Annotated in this window: 14 protein-coding genes and 1 riboswitch; of the genes, 9 read left to right on the top strand and 5 right to left on the bottom strand. The window is 70.4% G+C overall.

Annotated features, from left to right (window positions below; translation table 11 throughout):
• The first annotated feature begins 18 nt into the window (after positions 1 to 18).
• The 8 genes from tsf (at position 19) to ACF1FZ_RS26370 (ending at position 9,176) form a co-directional block, all read left to right on the top strand.
• Entirely contained in the window at positions 19 to 855 is an 837-nt protein-coding gene (tsf, locus tag ACF1FZ_RS26405; RefSeq protein WP_391775890.1) for a translation elongation factor Ts, read from the top strand.
• Positions 856 to 1,012: 157 nt separating this feature from the next.
• On the top strand, positions 1,013 to 1,789 hold the full coding sequence (gene pyrH / locus ACF1FZ_RS26400) for a UMP kinase (protein ID WP_325747235.1): 777 nt from the start codon (positions 1,013 to 1,015) through the stop codon (positions 1,787 to 1,789).
• 107 nt (positions 1,790 to 1,896) lie between these two features.
• Positions 1,897 to 2,454: a ribosome recycling factor gene (gene frr, locus ACF1FZ_RS26395; protein ID WP_391775889.1), complete on the top strand. Its 558-nt coding sequence runs from the start codon at positions 1,897 to 1,899 to the stop codon at positions 2,452 to 2,454.
• Positions 2,454 to 3,545, top strand: coding sequence for a phosphatidate cytidylyltransferase (locus tag ACF1FZ_RS26390; protein WP_391775888.1), 1,092 nt, complete (start codon positions 2,454 to 2,456; stop codon positions 3,543 to 3,545). The genes frr and ACF1FZ_RS26390 overlap by 1 nt, the downstream gene beginning before the upstream one ends.
• 480 nt (positions 3,546 to 4,025) lie before the next feature.
• Complete coding sequence (gene rlmN, locus ACF1FZ_RS26385; RefSeq protein WP_391775887.1) at positions 4,026 to 5,132, top strand: 23S rRNA (adenine(2503)-C(2))-methyltransferase RlmN; 1,107 nt, start codon at positions 4,026 to 4,028, stop codon at positions 5,130 to 5,132.
• A gap of 78 nt (positions 5,133 to 5,210) precedes the next feature.
• A riboswitch (TPP riboswitch) is annotated at positions 5,211 to 5,327 on the top strand.
• Positions 5,328 to 5,398: 71 nt separating this feature from the next.
• On the top strand, positions 5,399 to 6,493 hold the full coding sequence (locus ACF1FZ_RS26380; RefSeq protein WP_391775886.1) for a thiamine ABC transporter substrate binding subunit: 1,095 nt from the start codon (positions 5,399 to 5,401) through the stop codon (positions 6,491 to 6,493).
• 44 nt (positions 6,494 to 6,537) lie between these two features.
• Positions 6,538 to 8,151 (top strand): ABC transporter permease, encoded by a 1,614-nt coding sequence (locus tag ACF1FZ_RS26375; protein WP_391775942.1) that lies wholly within the window; start codon positions 6,538 to 6,540, stop codon positions 8,149 to 8,151.
• A gap of 2 nt (positions 8,152 to 8,153) precedes the next feature.
• A complete protein-coding gene (locus ACF1FZ_RS26370) occupies positions 8,154 to 9,176 on the top strand; it encodes an ABC transporter ATP-binding protein (RefSeq protein ID WP_391775885.1) in 1,023 nt (340 codons plus the stop codon).
• 34 nt (positions 9,177 to 9,210) lie between these two features.
• On the opposite strand, the gene ACF1FZ_RS26365 is transcribed toward ACF1FZ_RS26370, so the two are convergent.
• From ACF1FZ_RS26365 to ACF1FZ_RS26345, 5 genes are all read right to left on the bottom strand, one after another.
• Positions 9,211 to 10,329: an LOG family protein gene (locus ACF1FZ_RS26365; protein ID WP_391775884.1), complete on the bottom strand. Its 1,119-nt coding sequence runs from the start codon at positions 10,327 to 10,329 to the stop codon at positions 9,211 to 9,213.
• A gap of 34 nt (positions 10,330 to 10,363) precedes the next feature.
• Positions 10,364 to 11,527 carry a hypothetical protein gene (locus tag ACF1FZ_RS26360; protein WP_391775883.1) on the bottom strand — a complete coding sequence of 388 codons (1,164 nt, stop codon included), beginning with the start codon at positions 11,525 to 11,527 and terminating at the stop codon, positions 10,364 to 10,366.
• Positions 11,509 to 12,246 carry an ABC transporter ATP-binding protein gene (locus tag ACF1FZ_RS26355; protein WP_391775882.1) on the bottom strand — a complete coding sequence of 246 codons (738 nt, stop codon included), beginning with the start codon at positions 12,244 to 12,246 and terminating at the stop codon, positions 11,509 to 11,511. The genes ACF1FZ_RS26360 and ACF1FZ_RS26355 overlap by 19 nt, the downstream gene beginning before the upstream one ends.
• A gap of 223 nt (positions 12,247 to 12,469) precedes the next feature.
• Positions 12,470 to 13,849 (bottom strand): aspartate aminotransferase family protein, encoded by a 1,380-nt coding sequence (locus ACF1FZ_RS26350; protein WP_391775881.1) that lies wholly within the window; start codon positions 13,847 to 13,849, stop codon positions 12,470 to 12,472.
• The gene (locus ACF1FZ_RS26345) at positions 13,834 to 14,340 is read right to left on the bottom strand and encodes an Lrp/AsnC family transcriptional regulator (RefSeq protein WP_391775880.1); all 507 of its coding nucleotides are present in this window, start codon (positions 14,338 to 14,340) and stop codon (positions 13,834 to 13,836) included. Before ACF1FZ_RS26345 ends, ACF1FZ_RS26350 begins: the two co-directional genes overlap by 16 nt.
• Before the next feature lie 162 nt (positions 14,341 to 14,502).
• On the opposite strand from ACF1FZ_RS26345, the gene ACF1FZ_RS26340 reads away from it, so the two are divergent.
• The gene (locus tag ACF1FZ_RS26340) at positions 14,503 to 15,942 is read left to right on the top strand and encodes a gamma-aminobutyraldehyde dehydrogenase (protein WP_391775879.1); all 1,440 of its coding nucleotides are present in this window, start codon (positions 14,503 to 14,505) and stop codon (positions 15,940 to 15,942) included.
• Positions 15,943 to 16,700: the final 758 nt, after the last annotated feature.

The raw sequence follows: 16,700 nt of genomic DNA, 5'->3' as shown, positions 1-16,700 counted from the left end.
CGAGAGAGAAACAGACTCATGGCGAACTACACCGCCGCTGACGTCAAGAAGCTCCGCGAGCTCACCGGCGCCGGCATGATGGACTGCAAGAAGGCGCTCGACGAGGCCGACGGCAACGTCGACGGCGCCGTCGAGGCGCTCCGTATCAAGGGCCAGAAGGGCGTCGCCAAGCGCGAGGGCCGTTCTGCCGAGAACGGTGCCGTCGTCTCCGTCGTCTCCGAGGACAAGACGTCCGGCGTCCTGCTCGAGCTGAAGTGCGAGACGGACTTCGTCGCCAAGGGTGACAAGTTCCAGGCCGTCGCCAACACGCTCGCCGCCCACGTCGCCGCGACCTCCCCGGCTGACATCGAGGCGCTCCTCGCCTCCGAGATCGAGCCCGGCAAGACCGTTCAGGCGTACGTGGACGAGGCCAACGCCAACCTCGGCGAGAAGATCGTCCTGGACCGCTTCGCGCAGTTCACCGGCGACTACGTCTCCGTCTACATGCACCGCACCATGCCCGACCTGCCGCCGCAGATCGGTGTACTGGTCGAGCTCGACAAGGCCGACGCCGAGCTGGCGAAGGGCATTGCCCAGCACATCGCCGCCTTCGCGCCGAAGTACCTCTCCCGCGAGGACGTCCCGGCCGAGGTCGTCGAGGCCGAGCGCCGCGTCGCCGAGGAGACCACGCGCGCCGAGGGCAAGCCCGAAGCCGCGCTCCCGAAGATCGTCGAGGGTCGCGTCAACGGCTTCTTCAAGGAGGCCACGCTCCTCGGCCAGCCCTACGCGCTGGACAACAAGAAGTCCGTCCAGAAGGTCCTGGACGAGGCCGGTGTCACCCTGAAGCGCTTCACGCGCATCAAGGTCGGCATCTGAGTCCGTCCGCGAACAACGGTGGACCCCGATAGGGTCTGGTGCAGTCGTCGGCCGCACTCAGCCGGACGACCGCAGATCTGACGAGGAGGCCATTGCCGCTGAGGGACACAGCCCCACCGGCAATGGCCTTCTTCGTATGTGCACGAGGAGAATCTCCATGAACAAGGGCGCGGACGCCACACAGGGTGATCACAAGCGCGACGACGGCACGATTTCCGGGCGCTTCATGCTGAAGCTGTCCGGTGAGGCCTTCGCGGGTGGCGGAGGGCTCGGTGTCGACCCCGATGTCGTGCACACCATCGCCCGCGAGATCGCCGCGGTCGTTCGTGACGGCGCGGAGATCGCGGTCGTCATCGGCGGCGGTAACTTCTTCCGTGGCGCCGAGCTCCAGCAACGCGGCATGGACCGGGCGCGGTCCGACTACATGGGCATGCTCGGCACGGTCATGAACTGCCTGGCGCTGCAGGACTTCCTGGAGAAGGAAGGCATCGACTCACGCGTCCAGACCGCCATCACCATGGGTCAGGTCGCGGAGCCGTACATCCCGCTCCGTGCCGTACGGCACCTGGAGAAGGGACGCGTCGTGATCTTCGGTGCCGGCATGGGAATGCCGTACTTCTCCACCGACACGACCGCGGCCCAGCGCGCCCTGGAGATCGACGCCGAGGCGCTGCTGATGGGGAAGAACGGCGTGGACGGGGTCTACGACTCCGACCCGAAGACCAACCCCGACGCGGTGAAGTTCGACGCGCTGGAGTACGGCGAGGTGATCGCCCGCGATCTCAAGGTCGCCGACGCCACCGCCATCACGCTCTGCCGTGACAACCAGCTCCCGATCCTCGTCTTCGAGCTGACCGCGGAGGGCAATATCGCCCGCGCGGTCAAGGGTGAGAAGATCGGCACGCTGGTGAGCGAAGAGAGCACCCGGGCCTGACGGCCCAGAAGATGGACAACGGCCTGCCGGTCGGACACCGTGCAGGTGAGGACGCCGACGCAGGATCCGACGATGCCGGGTCCGCCCAAGACACGCAGGAGCACGTGGTGATCGAAGAAATCCTCCTCGAGGCCGAGGAGAAGATGGAGAAGGCCGTCGTCGTCGCGAAAGAGGACTTCGCCGCGATCCGTACCGGTCGTGCGCACCCGGCGATGTTCAACAAGATCGTCGCGGACTACTACGGCGCGCTGACCCCGATCAACCAGCTCGCCTCGTTCTCGGTCCCCGAACCGCGGATGGCTGTGGTGACCCCGTTCGACAAGACCGCCCTGCGCAACATCGAGCAGGCGATCCGTGACTCGGACCTCGGTGTCAACCCGAGCAACGACGGCAACATCATCCGTGTGACGTTCCCCGAGCTCACGCAGGACCGCCGCAAGGACTACATCAAGGTCGCCAAGACCAAGGCCGAGGACTCCAAGATCTCGATCCGCTCCATCCGCCGTAAGGCCAAGGAGTCGCTCGACAAGCTCGTCAAGGACAAGGAGTCCGGCGAGGACGAGGTCCGCCGTGCGGAGAAGGAGCTCGACGACACCACCGCGAAGTACGTCACGCAGGTGGACGAGCTGCTCAAGCACAAGGAAGCCGAGTTGCTCGAAGTCTGATGAACGACTCTTCCTGGGGCGCCCCGCAGGGAGCCGGTTACTGGGGCGCGTCCGAGACGGGGACCGCTCCGGCGGGTCCCGCATACGATGTGCGAGGCGCCCAGCAGACTCGGCCCATGCCCATCGTGCCGGACGCTCCCGACGCAGGTAGAGACGCTGACGACCGCGACGACCGGAACAGGGACGCCGCCGCCCGCGTCAGCGGCCCCCTGTTCCGTGACGAAGAGCCGCAGGAGCCCATGTCCACCCCGTTGCCGACGCCCCCGCCGCACAGGAAGCGTGCGGGGCGTGATCTGCGTGCCGCCATAGGGGTCGGTCTCGGGCTCGGCGCGGTCGTCGCCGGGTCGCTCTTCATCGTGAAGGCCGTCTTCGTCGGTGTGGTCGTGATCGCGGCGGTGGTGGGGCTCTGGGAACTCGCCTCCCGCCTCAAGGAGCGCAAGGGGATCAACGCCCCCCTCGTGCCGCTCGCCGTCGGCGGCGCCGCCATGGTGGTCGCCGGCTACGTGCGGGACGCGGAGGGCGCCTGGACCGCGATGGCGCTCACCGCGCTCGCGGTCCTCGTCTGGCGGATGACGAAGCCCCCGGAGGGCTACCTCAAGGACGTCACGGCCGGTGTCTTCGCCGTGTTCTACGTGCCGTTCCTGGCGACGTTCGTCAGCATGATGCTCACCGCGGACGACGGTGCGTGGCGGGTGCTGACCTTCCTGCTGCTCACGGTGGTCGCCGACACCGGTGCGTACGCCGTCGGATGGCGCTTCGGCACGCACAAGCTGGCACCCCGCATCAGTCCCGGGAAGACCCGTGAGGGCCTTCTGGGCGCGGTCGGTTTCGCGATGGCCGCCGGTGCGCTGTGCATGCAGTTCCTGATCGAGGACGGCAGCTGGTGGCAGGGACTGCTGCTGGGGCTCGCCGTCGCCGTCAGTGCCACGCTGGGAGACCTGGGCGAGTCCATGATCAAGAGGGACCTCGGGATCAAGGACATGGGCACACTGCTGCCCGGCCACGGCGGCATCATGGACCGGCTCGACTCGCTGCTGCCGAGTGCTCCGGTCGTGTGGCTGCTGCTGGTGCTGTTCGTGGGATCCGGCTGAGCGGAGCCACGGCTTTCCGCGTCGCTCTTCCACGGGGCCCGCCGTCCACCGGACGGCGGGCCCCGCCCGTGTGCGCTCAACGACGCCGGGGCAGCCTCCTGCCGTTCCCGCGGAACCGCGGGAGGAGGAACAGTCCGGACAGGACCCACACCGTCAGGAACGCCCGCCTGAACCACGGAGGGCTGCCGGCGCTCGTCGAGTTCGGCTGCGGCCGGCACGGCCGGCTCCTGCTGCCGGGTCCTCCGGACGCGCCGCCGGTCCATGGGACTCCACCGGCACATGCGCTCGGCCCTGCAGGGCCCGGGCCGGCGGGAGCGCCGGCACCGGGCGCCGGCCGTGCGATCGGTCACCGTCGCCGCGCACGGCTGAGCCGCTCGCGGGCCGTGGGCGGCCTGCCGACGGCCGGCGCGGGTGGCCGGGGAGCCGCCCGAGCACCGGCGGCCCTGAGGACCACGGTGTGTCTGCGACACTGGAAGAACCATGCCTAAGCCCGGAGAACTCACTTTCGTCGCGCCCCGCGGAGCCAAGAGGCCGCCGCGGCACCTCGCCGACCTCACGCCCGACGAGCGCAAGGAAGCAGTCGCCGCGACCGGCGAGAAGCCCTTCCGCGCCAAGCAGCTGTCGCAGCACTACTTCACGCGGTACGCGCACGATCCGGCGGAGTGGACCAACATCCCGTCCGCGTCGCGTGACAAGCTCGCCGAGGCGATGTTCCCCGACCTGATGTCGGTCATGCGCCACATCAGCTGTGACGACGACACCACCCGTAAGACGCTCTGGAAGCTGCATGACGGCACGCTCGTCGAGTCGGTCCTGATGCGCTACCCGGACCGGGTGACCATGTGCATCTCGTCCCAGGCGGGCTGCGGGATGAACTGCCCGTTCTGTGCGACCGGTCAGGCAGGGCTGGACCGCAATCTGTCGACCGCCGAGATCGTGCACCAGATCGTGGACGGCATGCGGGCGCTGCGCGACGGCGAGGTCCCGGGCGGCCCGGCGCGGCTGTCCAACATCGTCTTCATGGGCATGGGCGAGCCGCTGGCGAACTACAAGCGCGTGGTCGGGGCGATCCGCCGGCTGACGGACCCGGAGCCGGACGGTCTGGGGCTCTCGCAGCGCGGTATCACCGTGTCCACGGTGGGCCTGGTACCGGCGATGCTGCGCTTCGCCGACGAGGGCTTCAAATGCCGGCTCGCGGTCTCGCTGCACGCGCCGGACGACGAGCTGCGCGACACCCTCGTGCCCGTGAACACCCGCTGGAAGGTCCGCGAGGTCCTGGACGCCGCGTGGGAGTACGCGGAGAAGTCCGGCCGCCGTATCTCCATCGAGTACGCGCTGATCCGTGACATCAACGACCAGGCATGGCGGGGTGACCGGCTGGGCCGGCTGCTCAAGGGGAAGCGGGTACACGTCAACCTCATCCCGCTGAATCCGACCCCGGGCTCGAAGTGGACCGCCTCGCGGCCCGAGGACGAGAAGGCTTTCGTCGAGGCGATCGCCGCCCATGGCGTGCCGGTCACCGTCCGGGACACCCGCGGCCAGGAGATCGACGGAGCCTGCGGACAGCTGGCTGCCTCCGAGCGCTGACGCTCTCCCGGCGGGCAGGTGCCATCCGGCCGGTCCGGCGTGATCCGGCCGGTGTAGCCTGGCCCGGAAACCAACTTCATATTCCGGCAGGGGAGCGCCACAGCGCTGAGAGTGCGGCACCGGGGACAGGCCGGCCGCAGACCCTCTGAACCTCGCCCGGGTCATTCCGGGTAGGAAGTTCGGACCTTACTCAAGCTGTTGCGCCCTGCCCGCTCGCGAGCGGGCAGGGCCGCGTCTCTTCCTGGTCATCTCCAGGAGGAATCATCATGAAGACCACCACGAAGTACGCGGCGACGGCGCTCGCCGCCGCGCTCGGTGCCACCGTGCTCGCGGGCTGCGGCGGTTCCGGCGACGGGGCCTCCGGCGATGCGGGAGCCGGCTCCAGGACCGTCACCCTGGTCAGCCATGACTCGTTCAACGCCTCGGACGCCGTCCTGAAGGCGTTCACGAAGGAGACCGGCTACAAGGTCGAGGTGCTCAAGAGCGGTGACGCCGGAGCCGCGCTCAACCAGGAGATCCTGACCAAGGGCTCCCCCCGCGGCGACGTGTTCTTCGGAGCCGACAACACGCTGCTCTCCCGGGCCCTGGACAACGGCCTGTTCACGCCGTACGAGGCGAAGGGCCTGGACCGCGTCCCGGCCGGCACGCAGCTCGACAGGGGCCGGCACCGGGTCACGCCCGTCGACACCGGTGACATCTGCGTCAACTACGACAAGAAGTACTTCGCCGACAAGAAGCTCGATCCGCCGAAGTCCTTCGACGACCTGCTGAAGCCCGCGTACAAGGACCTCCTCGTCACCGAGAACGCCGCGACCTCCTCGCCGGGCCTCGGCTTCCTCCTCGGCACGGTCGCCACCTACGGCGAGACCGGCTACCAGGACTACTGGAAGAAACTGAAGAACAACGGCGTCAAGGTCGTCGACGGCTGGGAGCAGGCGTACAACGAGGAGTTCTCCGGCTCCGCGGGCGGCAAGAAGACCAAGGCCGACCGGCCGCTCGTCGTCTCGTACGCCTCCAGCCCGCCCGTCGAGGTGCTGTACGCCGATCCGCAGCCCGCCGAGGCGCCGACGGGCGTCGCGACAGGTACCTGCTTCCGTCAGATCGAATTCGCCGGCCTGCTGGACGGCGCGAAGAACGAGGCGGGCGGCAAGGCGCTGCTGGACTTCCTGATCAGCAAGCAGTTCCAGGAGGACATGCCGCTGAACATGTTCGTGAACCCGGTGGTGAAGGACGCGAAGCTGCCGGAGCTCTTCACGAAGTTCGGAGCGACCGTCGACGAGCCGGCGACCGTGGCCCCGGAGAAGATCGCCAAGAACCGTGAGCAGTGGGTCCAGTCGTGGTCCTCGCTCGTCGTGAAGTAGTCGCGCGGCCCTCCTGGAGGGGGAACGCGGTGCGGCTCGGCCTCATGGCCGTGCCCGTCGCGTTCTTCGCGCTGTTCTTCGCCTACCCGGTCCTCGCGATCGTCGGCCGGGGGCTGAAGGCGGACGGTGTCTGGCGCTTCGGCCGGATCGGCACGGTGCTGAGCCGGCCGGACATCCTCGACGTCCTCTGGTTCACCACCTGGCAGGCCCTCGCCTCGACCGCACTCACCCTCCTGATCGCGCTGCCCGGCGCCTACGTCTTCGCCCGGTTCGACTTCCCCGGCAAACAGCTGCTGAGGGCCGTGGTGACGGTGCCGTTCGTCCTGCCGACCGTCGTCGTGGGTACGGCGTTCCTGGCGCTGCTGGGACGCGGCGGGTTCCTCGACGAGCTCTGGGGGGTCCGGCTCGACACCACGGTGTGGGCGATCCTGCTCGCCCACGTGTTCTTCAACTACGCGGTCGTCGTACGGACGGTGGGCGGCCTGTGGTCGCAGCTCGACCCCCGGCAGGAGGAGGCCGCCCGGGTGCTCGGGGCCGGCCGCCTCGCAGCCTGGCGGCGGGTAACCCTGCCCGCGCTCGCCCCGGCCGTGGCCGCGGCGGCACTGATGGTCTTCCTCTTCACGTTCACCTCCTTCGGGGTCGTCCAGATCCTCGGCGGTCCGGCCTACTCCACGCTGGAGGTGGAGATCTACCGGCAGACCGCCCAACTGCTCGATCTGCCGACGGCCGCCGTACTGACCCTGGTGCAGTTCGCGGCGGTCGCCGGCATCCTCGCCGTCCACGCGTGGACCGTACGGCGCCGGGAGACGGCCCTGAGGCTCGTGGACCCGGCGCAGACGTCCCGGCCTCCTCGCGGGGCCGGGCAGCGGGTGCTGCTCGGCGGCGTGCTGCTGACCGTGCTGCTCCTCGTCCTGCTGCCGCTCGGCGTGCTGGTGGAACGCTCCCTGGACACCTCGGACGGCTACGGGGCCGGCTTCTACCGGGCCCTGCGGACCGTCGACGCCAGCGGCTCCACCTTCCTGGTCCCGCCGCTCGACGCCATCGGCAACTCCCTGCGCTACGCGCTCGTCGCGACGCTCATCGCCCTCGTGGTCGGAGGCCTCGCCGCAGCGGCCCTGACCAGGCGGGCGGGGCCGCTCGTGCGGGGCTTCGACGCCTTGCTGATGCTGCCGCTCGGGGTGTCGGCGGTCACCGTCGGCTTCGGCTTCCTCATCACGCTCGACAAACCGCCGCTCGATCTGCGTACGTCCTGGATCCTCGTCCCGCTCGCGCAGGCCCTGGTGGGTGTCCCCTTCGTCGTACGGACGATGCTGCCCGTCCTGCGCGCCGTGGACGACCGGCTGCGGGAGGCCGCCGCGGTGCTGGGCGCCTCGCCGCTGCGGGCCTGGCGGGAGGTGGACCTCCCGCTGGTGCGGCGGGCCGTGCTGGTGGCGGCCGGGTTCGCCTTCGCCGTGTCACTCGGGGAGTTCGGCGCGACCGTGTTCATCGCCCGCCCCGACAACCCCACCCTGCCGGTCGCCGTCGCCAGGCTGCTCGGGCGTTCCGGAGAGCTCAACTACGGCCAGGCGATGGCCCTCAGCACGATTCTCATGCTCGTCTGCGCGGTGTCGCTGCTCCTGCTCGAACGTATCCGCACCGACCGATCCGGGGAGTTCTAGAGATGCTGGCAGTGGAGTCCGCCACGGTCCGGTTCGGGAAACGGACGGCGCTGGACGCGGTGGACCTGGAGGTCGCGGACCACGAGATCGTCTGTGTGCTGGGTCCGAGCGGCAGCGGCAAGTCGACGCTGCTGCGGGCCGTGGCCGGGCTGCAGCCCCTGGACGGCGGACGGGTGTTCCTGGACGGCGCCGACCAGGCCCCGTTGCCCGTGCACCGGCGCGGGCTCGGTCTGATGTTCCAGGACCATCAGCTGTTCCCGCACAGGGACGTCGCCGCCAACGTCGCTTTCGGACTGAGGATGCACGGCGTCCCCCGCGCCGAGCGGGACCGCCGGACCGGTGAACTCCTGGATCTGGTCGGCCTGCCCGGAGCCGGCCGACGGGCCGTCGCCGCTCTGTCGGGCGGCGAACAGCAGCGCGTCGCTCTCGCCCGGGCCCTGGCGCCACGCCCGAAGCTGCTGATGCTGGACGAACCGCTGGGCCAGCTGGACCGGAGCCTGCGCGAACGGCTCGTCGTCGAACTCCGCACCCTCTTCGGCCGGCTGGGCACCACCGTGCTCGCCGTCACCCACGACCAGGGCGAGGCCTTCGCGCTCGCCGACCGTGTCGTGGTCATGCGGGACGGCCGGATCGCCCAGGCGGGAACCCCGCTGGAGGTCTGGCAGCATCCCGCGTCGGCTTTCGTCGCCCGTTTCCTCGGCTTCGACAACCTGGTGGACGCCACGGTCACGGGGACGGCCGCCGACACGGCCTGGGGCAAGATACCGGTGCCCGAGGGGGCGCCTCAGGGCGCATGCGAACTGCTCGTGCGGCCGGGGGGCGTCCGGATCGGCGGCCCGCAGGACGGCCTGCGCTGCTCGGTGGGCGTACGCACCTTCCGCGGACACCACGTCACCGTCCTCCTGCACCCCGGCGAGGGGCCGGACCTGGAGGCGGAGTGCGCGCTGCGGGACACCCCGGAGGAGGGGGCCGTCGTGGGCGTGACCTTCGACCCGGCGGAGACGGTGGTCCTCCCACCGGCCTGAGTGCGCCGGGTGGCGGCCCCGGCTGCCGGCCGGGTCAGCCCGTCAGCCGGGCGAGGGCACCGGCCGCCTCCTCCACCGTGTCGACGAGCGCGATGCGGGACTCCATCGGCCGGCCCGCCGCGAGTGCGCTCAGCAGGGGCCACGCGGGCAGTTTCTCCGTCCAGTGCGCGCGGTTCACCAGCACCATCGGTGTGGGCGCGGAACGCGACTCGTAGTAGTTCGGCGTCGCGTTGTCGAAGATCTCCTGCACGGTACCGGCGGCGCCCGGCAGGAAGATCACACCGGCCGTCGACCGGGCCAGCAGCCCGTCCTCGCGCACGGCGTTCGCGAAGTACTTGGCGATGTGGTCCGCGAAGGCGTTCGGCGGCTCGTGGCCGTAGAACCAGGTCGGGATCGCGACCGAGGAACCGCCGTGAGGCCAGCGCTCCCGCACGGCGAAGGCGGCTTTCACCCAGGCGGTGACCGACGGGCTGAACGACGGCTCCGCGGCCAGGAGTTCACAGGCCTTGAGCAGCATCGCGTCGGAGTGCGGAGCCGCGTACGCGCCGAGGTTGGCCGCTTCCATGGCGCCCGGGCCACCGCCCGTCGCCACGGTCAGACCGCTGCGGGCCAGCTCCCTGCCGAGTACGGCCGCGCCGTGGTACTCCTCCGATCCGCGGGCCATCGCGTGGCCGCCCATCACGCCCACCACGCGGGCCCCGGCGAGGTGCTCGTCCAGAGCGTCGGAGACCGCGTCGTCGTGGAGTGCCCGCAGCATCGAGGCGAAGACGTCGCCGTTCGCCTCGGTCGCCTGGAACCAGTCGTACGCCCGGGCGTCGGGCGTCGATCCGTAACCACCCTCGGTCAGGCCCTCGTACAGGGCGTCGGGGGTGTAGAGCAGCCCGCGGTACGGGTCGAAGGGAAGACCCGGTACCGGCGGGAAGACGAAGGCGCCGTCCGCCCGTATCTTCGCGTCCGAGCGGGGTTCCATGCGGCAGCCGAGGAAGACGGCGCCCCGGGTGTCGGTCATGAGCAGCGCGTCGCCCCGGTCCGTCAGGTCGACGGCCTGGACGCGGTGGCCGGCGAGCGTGCCGGCCGCGACTGCCTGGTCGAATGCGGTGAGCGTCTCGATCTCGATGCCCGGCGCGTACGTGTACTCGTCCGTGTTCTCCACGCCGCCATGCTACGGACCGGCCCGGCGGCGGATGTCACCCCGTCAGAGGCAGCGCTGCCAGCTCCGCGAACGCCCAGGTGAGCGGGGCGAAAACGGTCAGCAGCACCAGGGCCCGCAGGACTGCGGCGGCGCGGAGGACGGACGCCGGCGCGCCGAGCCGCAGCAGGGTCCTCGCCGTACGGGCACGGGCCTGCCTGGCCTCCAGGGCGGTGGTCAGCAGGGTGGCCGTGGTGCAGCCGAGGACGAGTACGGCGCCGAGCGCGGTGAGCGGACCGAAGGGGCGGGGCCCGCCGGTGTACAGCACGGAGGCCGCGATCACCCCGGACAGGACCGCGCAGACGATGCCCAGCGGGCGCCCGATCCGCGACGCCTCGTCCATCAGGACCCTCCCCGCCAGCAGCCGTACGGCCCCCGGGCGCACCGCCTGGAGCAGCCGTCCGCACAGATGGGTGAGACCGGGCCCCACCATGGCCAGACCGATCGCGGTGAGGATCCAGCCCGCGAGCACGGCGGCCGGGGCCGAGCCCAGCCTGCCCGGCAGCGGGAAGGGGCCGCCCGCCGGGCCGCGGCTCGCGTACGCCTCGACCGCGAGTCCCACCGCGGTGAGCGCCACTCCCCAGGGCAGCCCCGCCGGCGCCGGTGCGGGTGCGAGATCCTCCTCGGCCTCCTGGGCACCGGACGGTGCGACCGGCCTGGAACGCAGCGCGAGCCCGCCGGCCGCGGAAGCGGCCAGCGGCACCAGCGCCAGCAGCGTGAGCGCGGCACCCATCGGCAGTGGTGCGCCCGCGCCGAGGAACTCGGCCGCGCCGCCGCCGAGCGGCAGCCCGGCCGGATCACTACGGAGGCGGAGGAAGAGGAGCAGCGCCACCACCGATCCCAGTGTGGTGGAGAGGGCCGTCGAGACCGCGCCCAGCACGGCGAGACGGGCCGGCCCGAGACCGGAGGCGAAGAGCCCGGGCCGCGGACGGATGCTCGGATCCGTGCGCGCGACCGCCACCGCGAACTGGACGGTCGCGGCGAGCGGGACGGTGCACCACAGCAGCCGCAGTACGGAACTCGACGCGTGCGCCGGGTGCGCGGAGGCGTACCCCAGCGTGCACAGGAGCAGGAAACCCACCCCGGCCGATGCGGCTGCGAGGAGCAGGCGCCGCATCAGGACCAGGGGATGTGAGCCGCGGGTCAGACGGAGAGCGAGCACGCCGAGCGGCCTTCCGTATCGGACGCGGCGGGCAGGGAGACGGTGGTGACACGGCGGCCGTCCAGCATGCCGACCGCACGATCGGCGAGTGCGGCGACCTCCGCGTCGTGGGTGGCGAGCACGACGGTGATCCCGTGGGACCGCGCGGCCGTGGTGAAGGTGCGCAGGAGCTGTGCGCGCTCGGCGTGGTGAAGGGTCGCGGTCGGTTCGTCCGCGAAGATCACGGACGGCGACGCGGTCAGCGCGCGGGCCACGGAGATCCGCTGACGCTGCGACTGGAGCAGGGCGTGGGGCCGTTTCCTGGCGAGCGGGCCGATGTCCAGGCGCTCCAGCCACTCGGCGGCGGCCTTCTTCGCCGCCCGGTGCGAGACGCCCCGCAACAGCAGCGGCAGGGCGGCGTTCTCCCAGGTGCTGAGCTCGGGCACGAGCTGCGGCTCGGCGGCGATCCAGCCGAATCTGTCCCGGCGGAGCCGTTCGCGCAGCCGGGGGCCCATGGTGTGCACGGGCACGCTGTTGAACCAGACCTCGCCCTGCTGGGGCACCAGCTGGCCGGAGAGGCAGTGCAGCAGGGTCGTCTTCCCGCACCCCCGGGGGCCGGTCACGGCAAGGATCTCGCCGTCGCGGACGCCGATCGAGACACCGTCGAGCCCCGGTGATCCGTTGTGGGAGTGATGCAGGGAACGTGCCCAGATCACGTCGTTGTCGGGCGGGGCCACCATGGCGTACACCTCGGTTCGGATCAGATTTCCCGTCCCCTCACGGGGGACGAATACAACGAAAACAAAGCTGATCGGTCACTCGGCACGCTAGGCAGCCGAAGCGGGGTGACGGGACAGTACGCGGCCCGGACGCCCCCTTCTCACTCGAACGGGTGCATCCGGGCCGCGTGGACCGTATGAAATGACTGCCGGACGCCCTGGAGGCGGCAGCCGGTGGCGTCGGTCAGAGCTTCGTCCAGGCCTCCGTCAGGACACCGCGCAGGATGCCCTCGATCTCGTCGAAGGTCGACTGGTCGGAGATCAGCGGCGGTGCGAGCTGGACGACCGGGTCGCCGCGGTCGTCGGCCCGGCAGTAGAGGCCGTTCTCGTACAGCGCCTTGGAGAGGAAGCCGTACAGGACGCGCTCCGTCTCCTCGTCGGTGAACGTCTCCTTGGTGGCCTTGTCCTTCACCAGCTCGATGCCGTAGAAGAAGCCGTTGCCGCGGACATCGCCGACGATCGGCAGGTCGAGCAGCTTCTGCAGCGTCGTCAGGAACGCGTTCTCGTTGTCCAGGACGTGCTGGTTGAGGCCCTCGCGCTCGAAGATGTCGAGGTTGGCGAGGCCGACCGCGGCGGACACCGGATGACCGCCGAAGGTGTAGCCGTGCAGGAAGGTGTTGTCGCCCTGGTAGAACGGCTCGGCCAGGCGGTCGGAGACGATGCAGGCGCCGATGGGGGAGTAGCCCGACGTCATGCCCTTGGCACAGGTGATCATGTCCGGGACGTAACCGAACTTGTCGCAGGCGAACATCGTGCCGAGACGGCCGAACGCGCAGATGACCTCGTCGGAGACGAGCAGCACGTCGTACTGGTCGCAGATTTCGCGCACCCGCTGGAAGTAGCCGGGCGGCGGCGGGAAGCAGCCGCCGGCGTTCTGCACGGGCTCCAGGAAGACGGCGGCGACGGTGTCCGGGCCCTCGAAGAGGATCTGCTGCTCGATCTGGTCGGCGGCCCAGCGGCCGAAGGCCTCCGGGTCGTCCCCGAAGAGCGGGGCACGGTAGATGTTGGTGTTGGGCACCTTGTGCGCGCCGGGCACCAGCGGTTCGAACGGGGCCTTGAGCGCGGGCAGGCCGGTGATCGACAGGGCGCCCTGCGGGGTGCCGTGGTAGGCGACCGCACGCGATATGACCTTGTACTTGGTCGGTTTGCCCTTGAGCTTGAAGTACTGCTTGGCCAGCTTCCAGGCGGTCTCGACCGCCTCACCGCCGCCGGTGGTGAAGAAGACCTTGTTGAGGTCGCCCGGGGCGTGGTGGGCGAGCCGCTCGGCCAGTTCGACGGCCTTGGGGTGGGCGTAGGACCACACCGGGAAGAAGGCCAGCTCCTGGGCCTGCTTGTAGGCCGTCTCGGCGAGTTCGTGACGGCCGTGTCCGGCGTTGACGACGAACAGCCCGGAGAGGCCGTCGAGGTAGCGCTTGCCCTTGTCGTCGTAGATGTAGGTGCCTTCGCCGCGCACGATGGTGGGAACGGGCGCGTTCTCGTAGTCCGACATGCGGGTGAAGTGCATCCACAGGTGGTCGTACGCGGTCCGGCTCAGGTCCTTGCTCACGGCTATCGGGTTCCCCACATATAGGTCTGCTTCTTGAGCTTGAGGTAGACGAAGCTCTCGGTGGAGCGCACTCCGGGTATGGCCCGGATACGTTTGTTGATCGTCTCCAGCAGGTGGTCGTCGTCCTCGCAGACGATCTCCACCATGAGGTCGAAGGAGCCCGCGGTCATCACCACGTACTCGCATTCGGCCATGGCCGCCAGGGCTTCGGCCACGGGGTCGAGGTCGCCCTCGACATTGATCCCGACCATCGCCTGGCGCCGCAGCCCCACGGTGAGCGGGTCCGTGACGGCGACGATCTGCATCACGCCCTGGTCGAGCAGCTTCTGGACCCGCTGGCGTACGGCCGCCTCGGAGAGGCCCACGGCCTTGCCGATCGCGGCGTACGGCCGGCGCCCGTCCTCCTGGAGCTGCTCGATGATTGCGAGGGACACGGCATCGACCGCTGGGGACGATCCGTTCCCGGTCCTGGAGTCTGCGCTGCGACTGGCCACGTCCCCACTGTGCACCGGGCTTCGTCTGTCTGGCAAGCCCGAATCGATGAAATTCGTTGTCTGAGCGTCCTGATCTCACTGAATCCGAAGTTCGCGGCGGGTGGGTATGTCGAAAGCGTCACCCCACGGTTTAGGGTGGAAGTCTCACCCATCGGACAGCCGACAGGAGGGGTGGTTGTGACCACCGAGGTGCGCCGTCTGCGCAACTACATCAACGGAGAGTTCCGGGACGCCGCGGACGGGCGGACCATCGACGTGGTCAACCCGGTGACGGAAGAGGTCTACGCGACCTCGCCGCTCTCCGGACAGGCCGACGTCGATGCCGCCATGGACGCGGCGGCCGCCGCGTTCCCCGCCTGGCGCGACGTGACGCCCGCCGAGCGCCAGAAGGCCCTGCTGAAGATCGCGGACGCCTTCGAGGAGCGGGCCGAGGACCTCATCGCGGCGGAGTCGGAGAACACCGGCAAGCCGCTGGAGCTCACCCGTACCGAAGAGATCCCGCCGATGGTGGACCAGATCCGCTTCTTCGCGGGCGCCGCCCGGCTGCTCGAAGGCCGCTCGGCCGGCGAGTACATGGAGGGCCTCACCTCCATCGTCCGCCGCGAGCCGGTGGGCGTCTGCGCCCAGGTCGCGCCGTGGAACTACCCGATGATGATGGCCGTGTGGAAGTTCGCCCCGGCGCTCGCCGCGGGCAACACCGTCGTCATCAAGCCCTCCGACACCACTCCGGCGTCGACCGTGCTGATCGCCGAGATCATCGGGCAGATCCTGCCGAAGGGCGTCTTCAACGTCATCTGCGGTGACCGCGACACCGGCCGCGCGATGGTCGAGCACCCGACCCCGGCGATGGCCTCCATCACCGGCTCGGTGCGGGCCGGCATGCAGGTCGCCGAATCCGCCGCCAAGGACGTCAAGCGGGTCCACCTGGAGCTCGGCGGCAAGGCCCCCGTCGTCGTGTTCGAGGACACCGACATCGCCAAGGCGGTCGAGGGCATCTCCGTCGCGGGTTACTTCAACGCCGGCCAGGACTGCACGGCAGCGACCCGCGTCATGGTCCACGAGTCCATCCACGACGAGTTCGTCGCCGCGCTCGCCAAGGCGGCGGCCGACACGAAGACCGGACTGCCGGACGACGAGGACGTGCTGTACGGCCCGCTGAACAACGCAGACCAGCTGGCGCAGGTCAGCGGGTTCATCGAGCGTCTCCCCGCGCACGCCAAGGTCGAGGCCGGCGGGCACCGGGTCGGCGACAAGGGCTACTTCTACGCCCCGACCGTCGTTTCCGGCCTCCGGCAGGACGACGAGATCATCCAGCACGAGGTCTTCGGCCCCGTCATCACCGTCCAGTCCTTCACGGACGAGGCCCAGGCCGTGGAGTACGCCAACGGCGTCGAATACGCCCTGGCCTCCTCGGTGTGGACCAAGGACCACTCCCGTGCGATGCGGATGTCCAAGAAGCTCGACTTCGGCTGCGTGTGGATCAACACCCACATCCCGCTCGTCGCCGAGATGCCGCACGGCGGGTTCAAGAAGTCCGGTTACGGCAAGGACCTCTCCGCCTACGGCTTCGAGGACTACACCCGGATCAAGCACGTCATGACCTCGCTCGACGACTGAGCGCTGTGCACGTGGACGTCCCCGGGCCGCGGCCCGGGGACGTCCACGGCGGTGTCCTCGTTCGCCGTGGCCGGAGTGTGCGGGCCGGGCCGCCGGCACCGGACGGCTGGTACGTCGTCCGCCGGGCCGGTGCGCCGGCGTGCCGCGCGGGTGCGCCCGGTCCCGGACCGCCTCGTGTGCCGTCCTTCCCTGCCGCGGGCCCTCTGTCTCCTCCGTGCCGGCTTGCCGGCGCCGTTCCGGCCGGCTGCGGCGATCGCCGCCCATGGGAGCCCGGCGGGCGCGCGGGTCCCGGCCGCCCGGACACGGGACGCCCCCTGCACTTCACCGACGGGACCCTCGGCACCGACGACGAGGGCGAGCCGAGGCGCCCCACGCCCGACGCCTTCTCGCGCCGGACCGCAATCCCCGTCACGCACACCGAGGAGACCGGCGGCACCGGCGAGTTCTTCGGGAGGACCAGTCCGGCGCTCATGAACCACCGGCCGACGGGCGGGGCCTCGCCGTCGTCAGCGACGGCACGCCCGCCCGGTCCACAAGGCCCGGCCGGGCGCAGGAGGCGGACCGGGCGGGGGCAGCCCGACGTCGCCGGGTACCTGGACCTGCGGCCGCGCCCGGCGGCGCACGGTTGCACAGCGTCCCCTGGCGGTCCCGGAGCCCCGGCACCGCCCGCCACGAGCGCAACGCGGAGAAGCGCGTCGGCCGCTACCACCATCCGGAGGCCGCCGCGGAACCGGCACCTGGGTGAACTACGTCTGCCC

The sequence above is a fragment of the Streptomyces sp. NPDC014623 genome (assembly GCF_043088245.1).
Lineage (GTDB): Bacteria > Actinomycetota > Actinomycetes > Streptomycetales > Streptomycetaceae > Streptomyces.
Note: the sequence above shows the minus strand (reverse complement) of the source record. Positions and strands in the feature narration are given on the sequence as shown.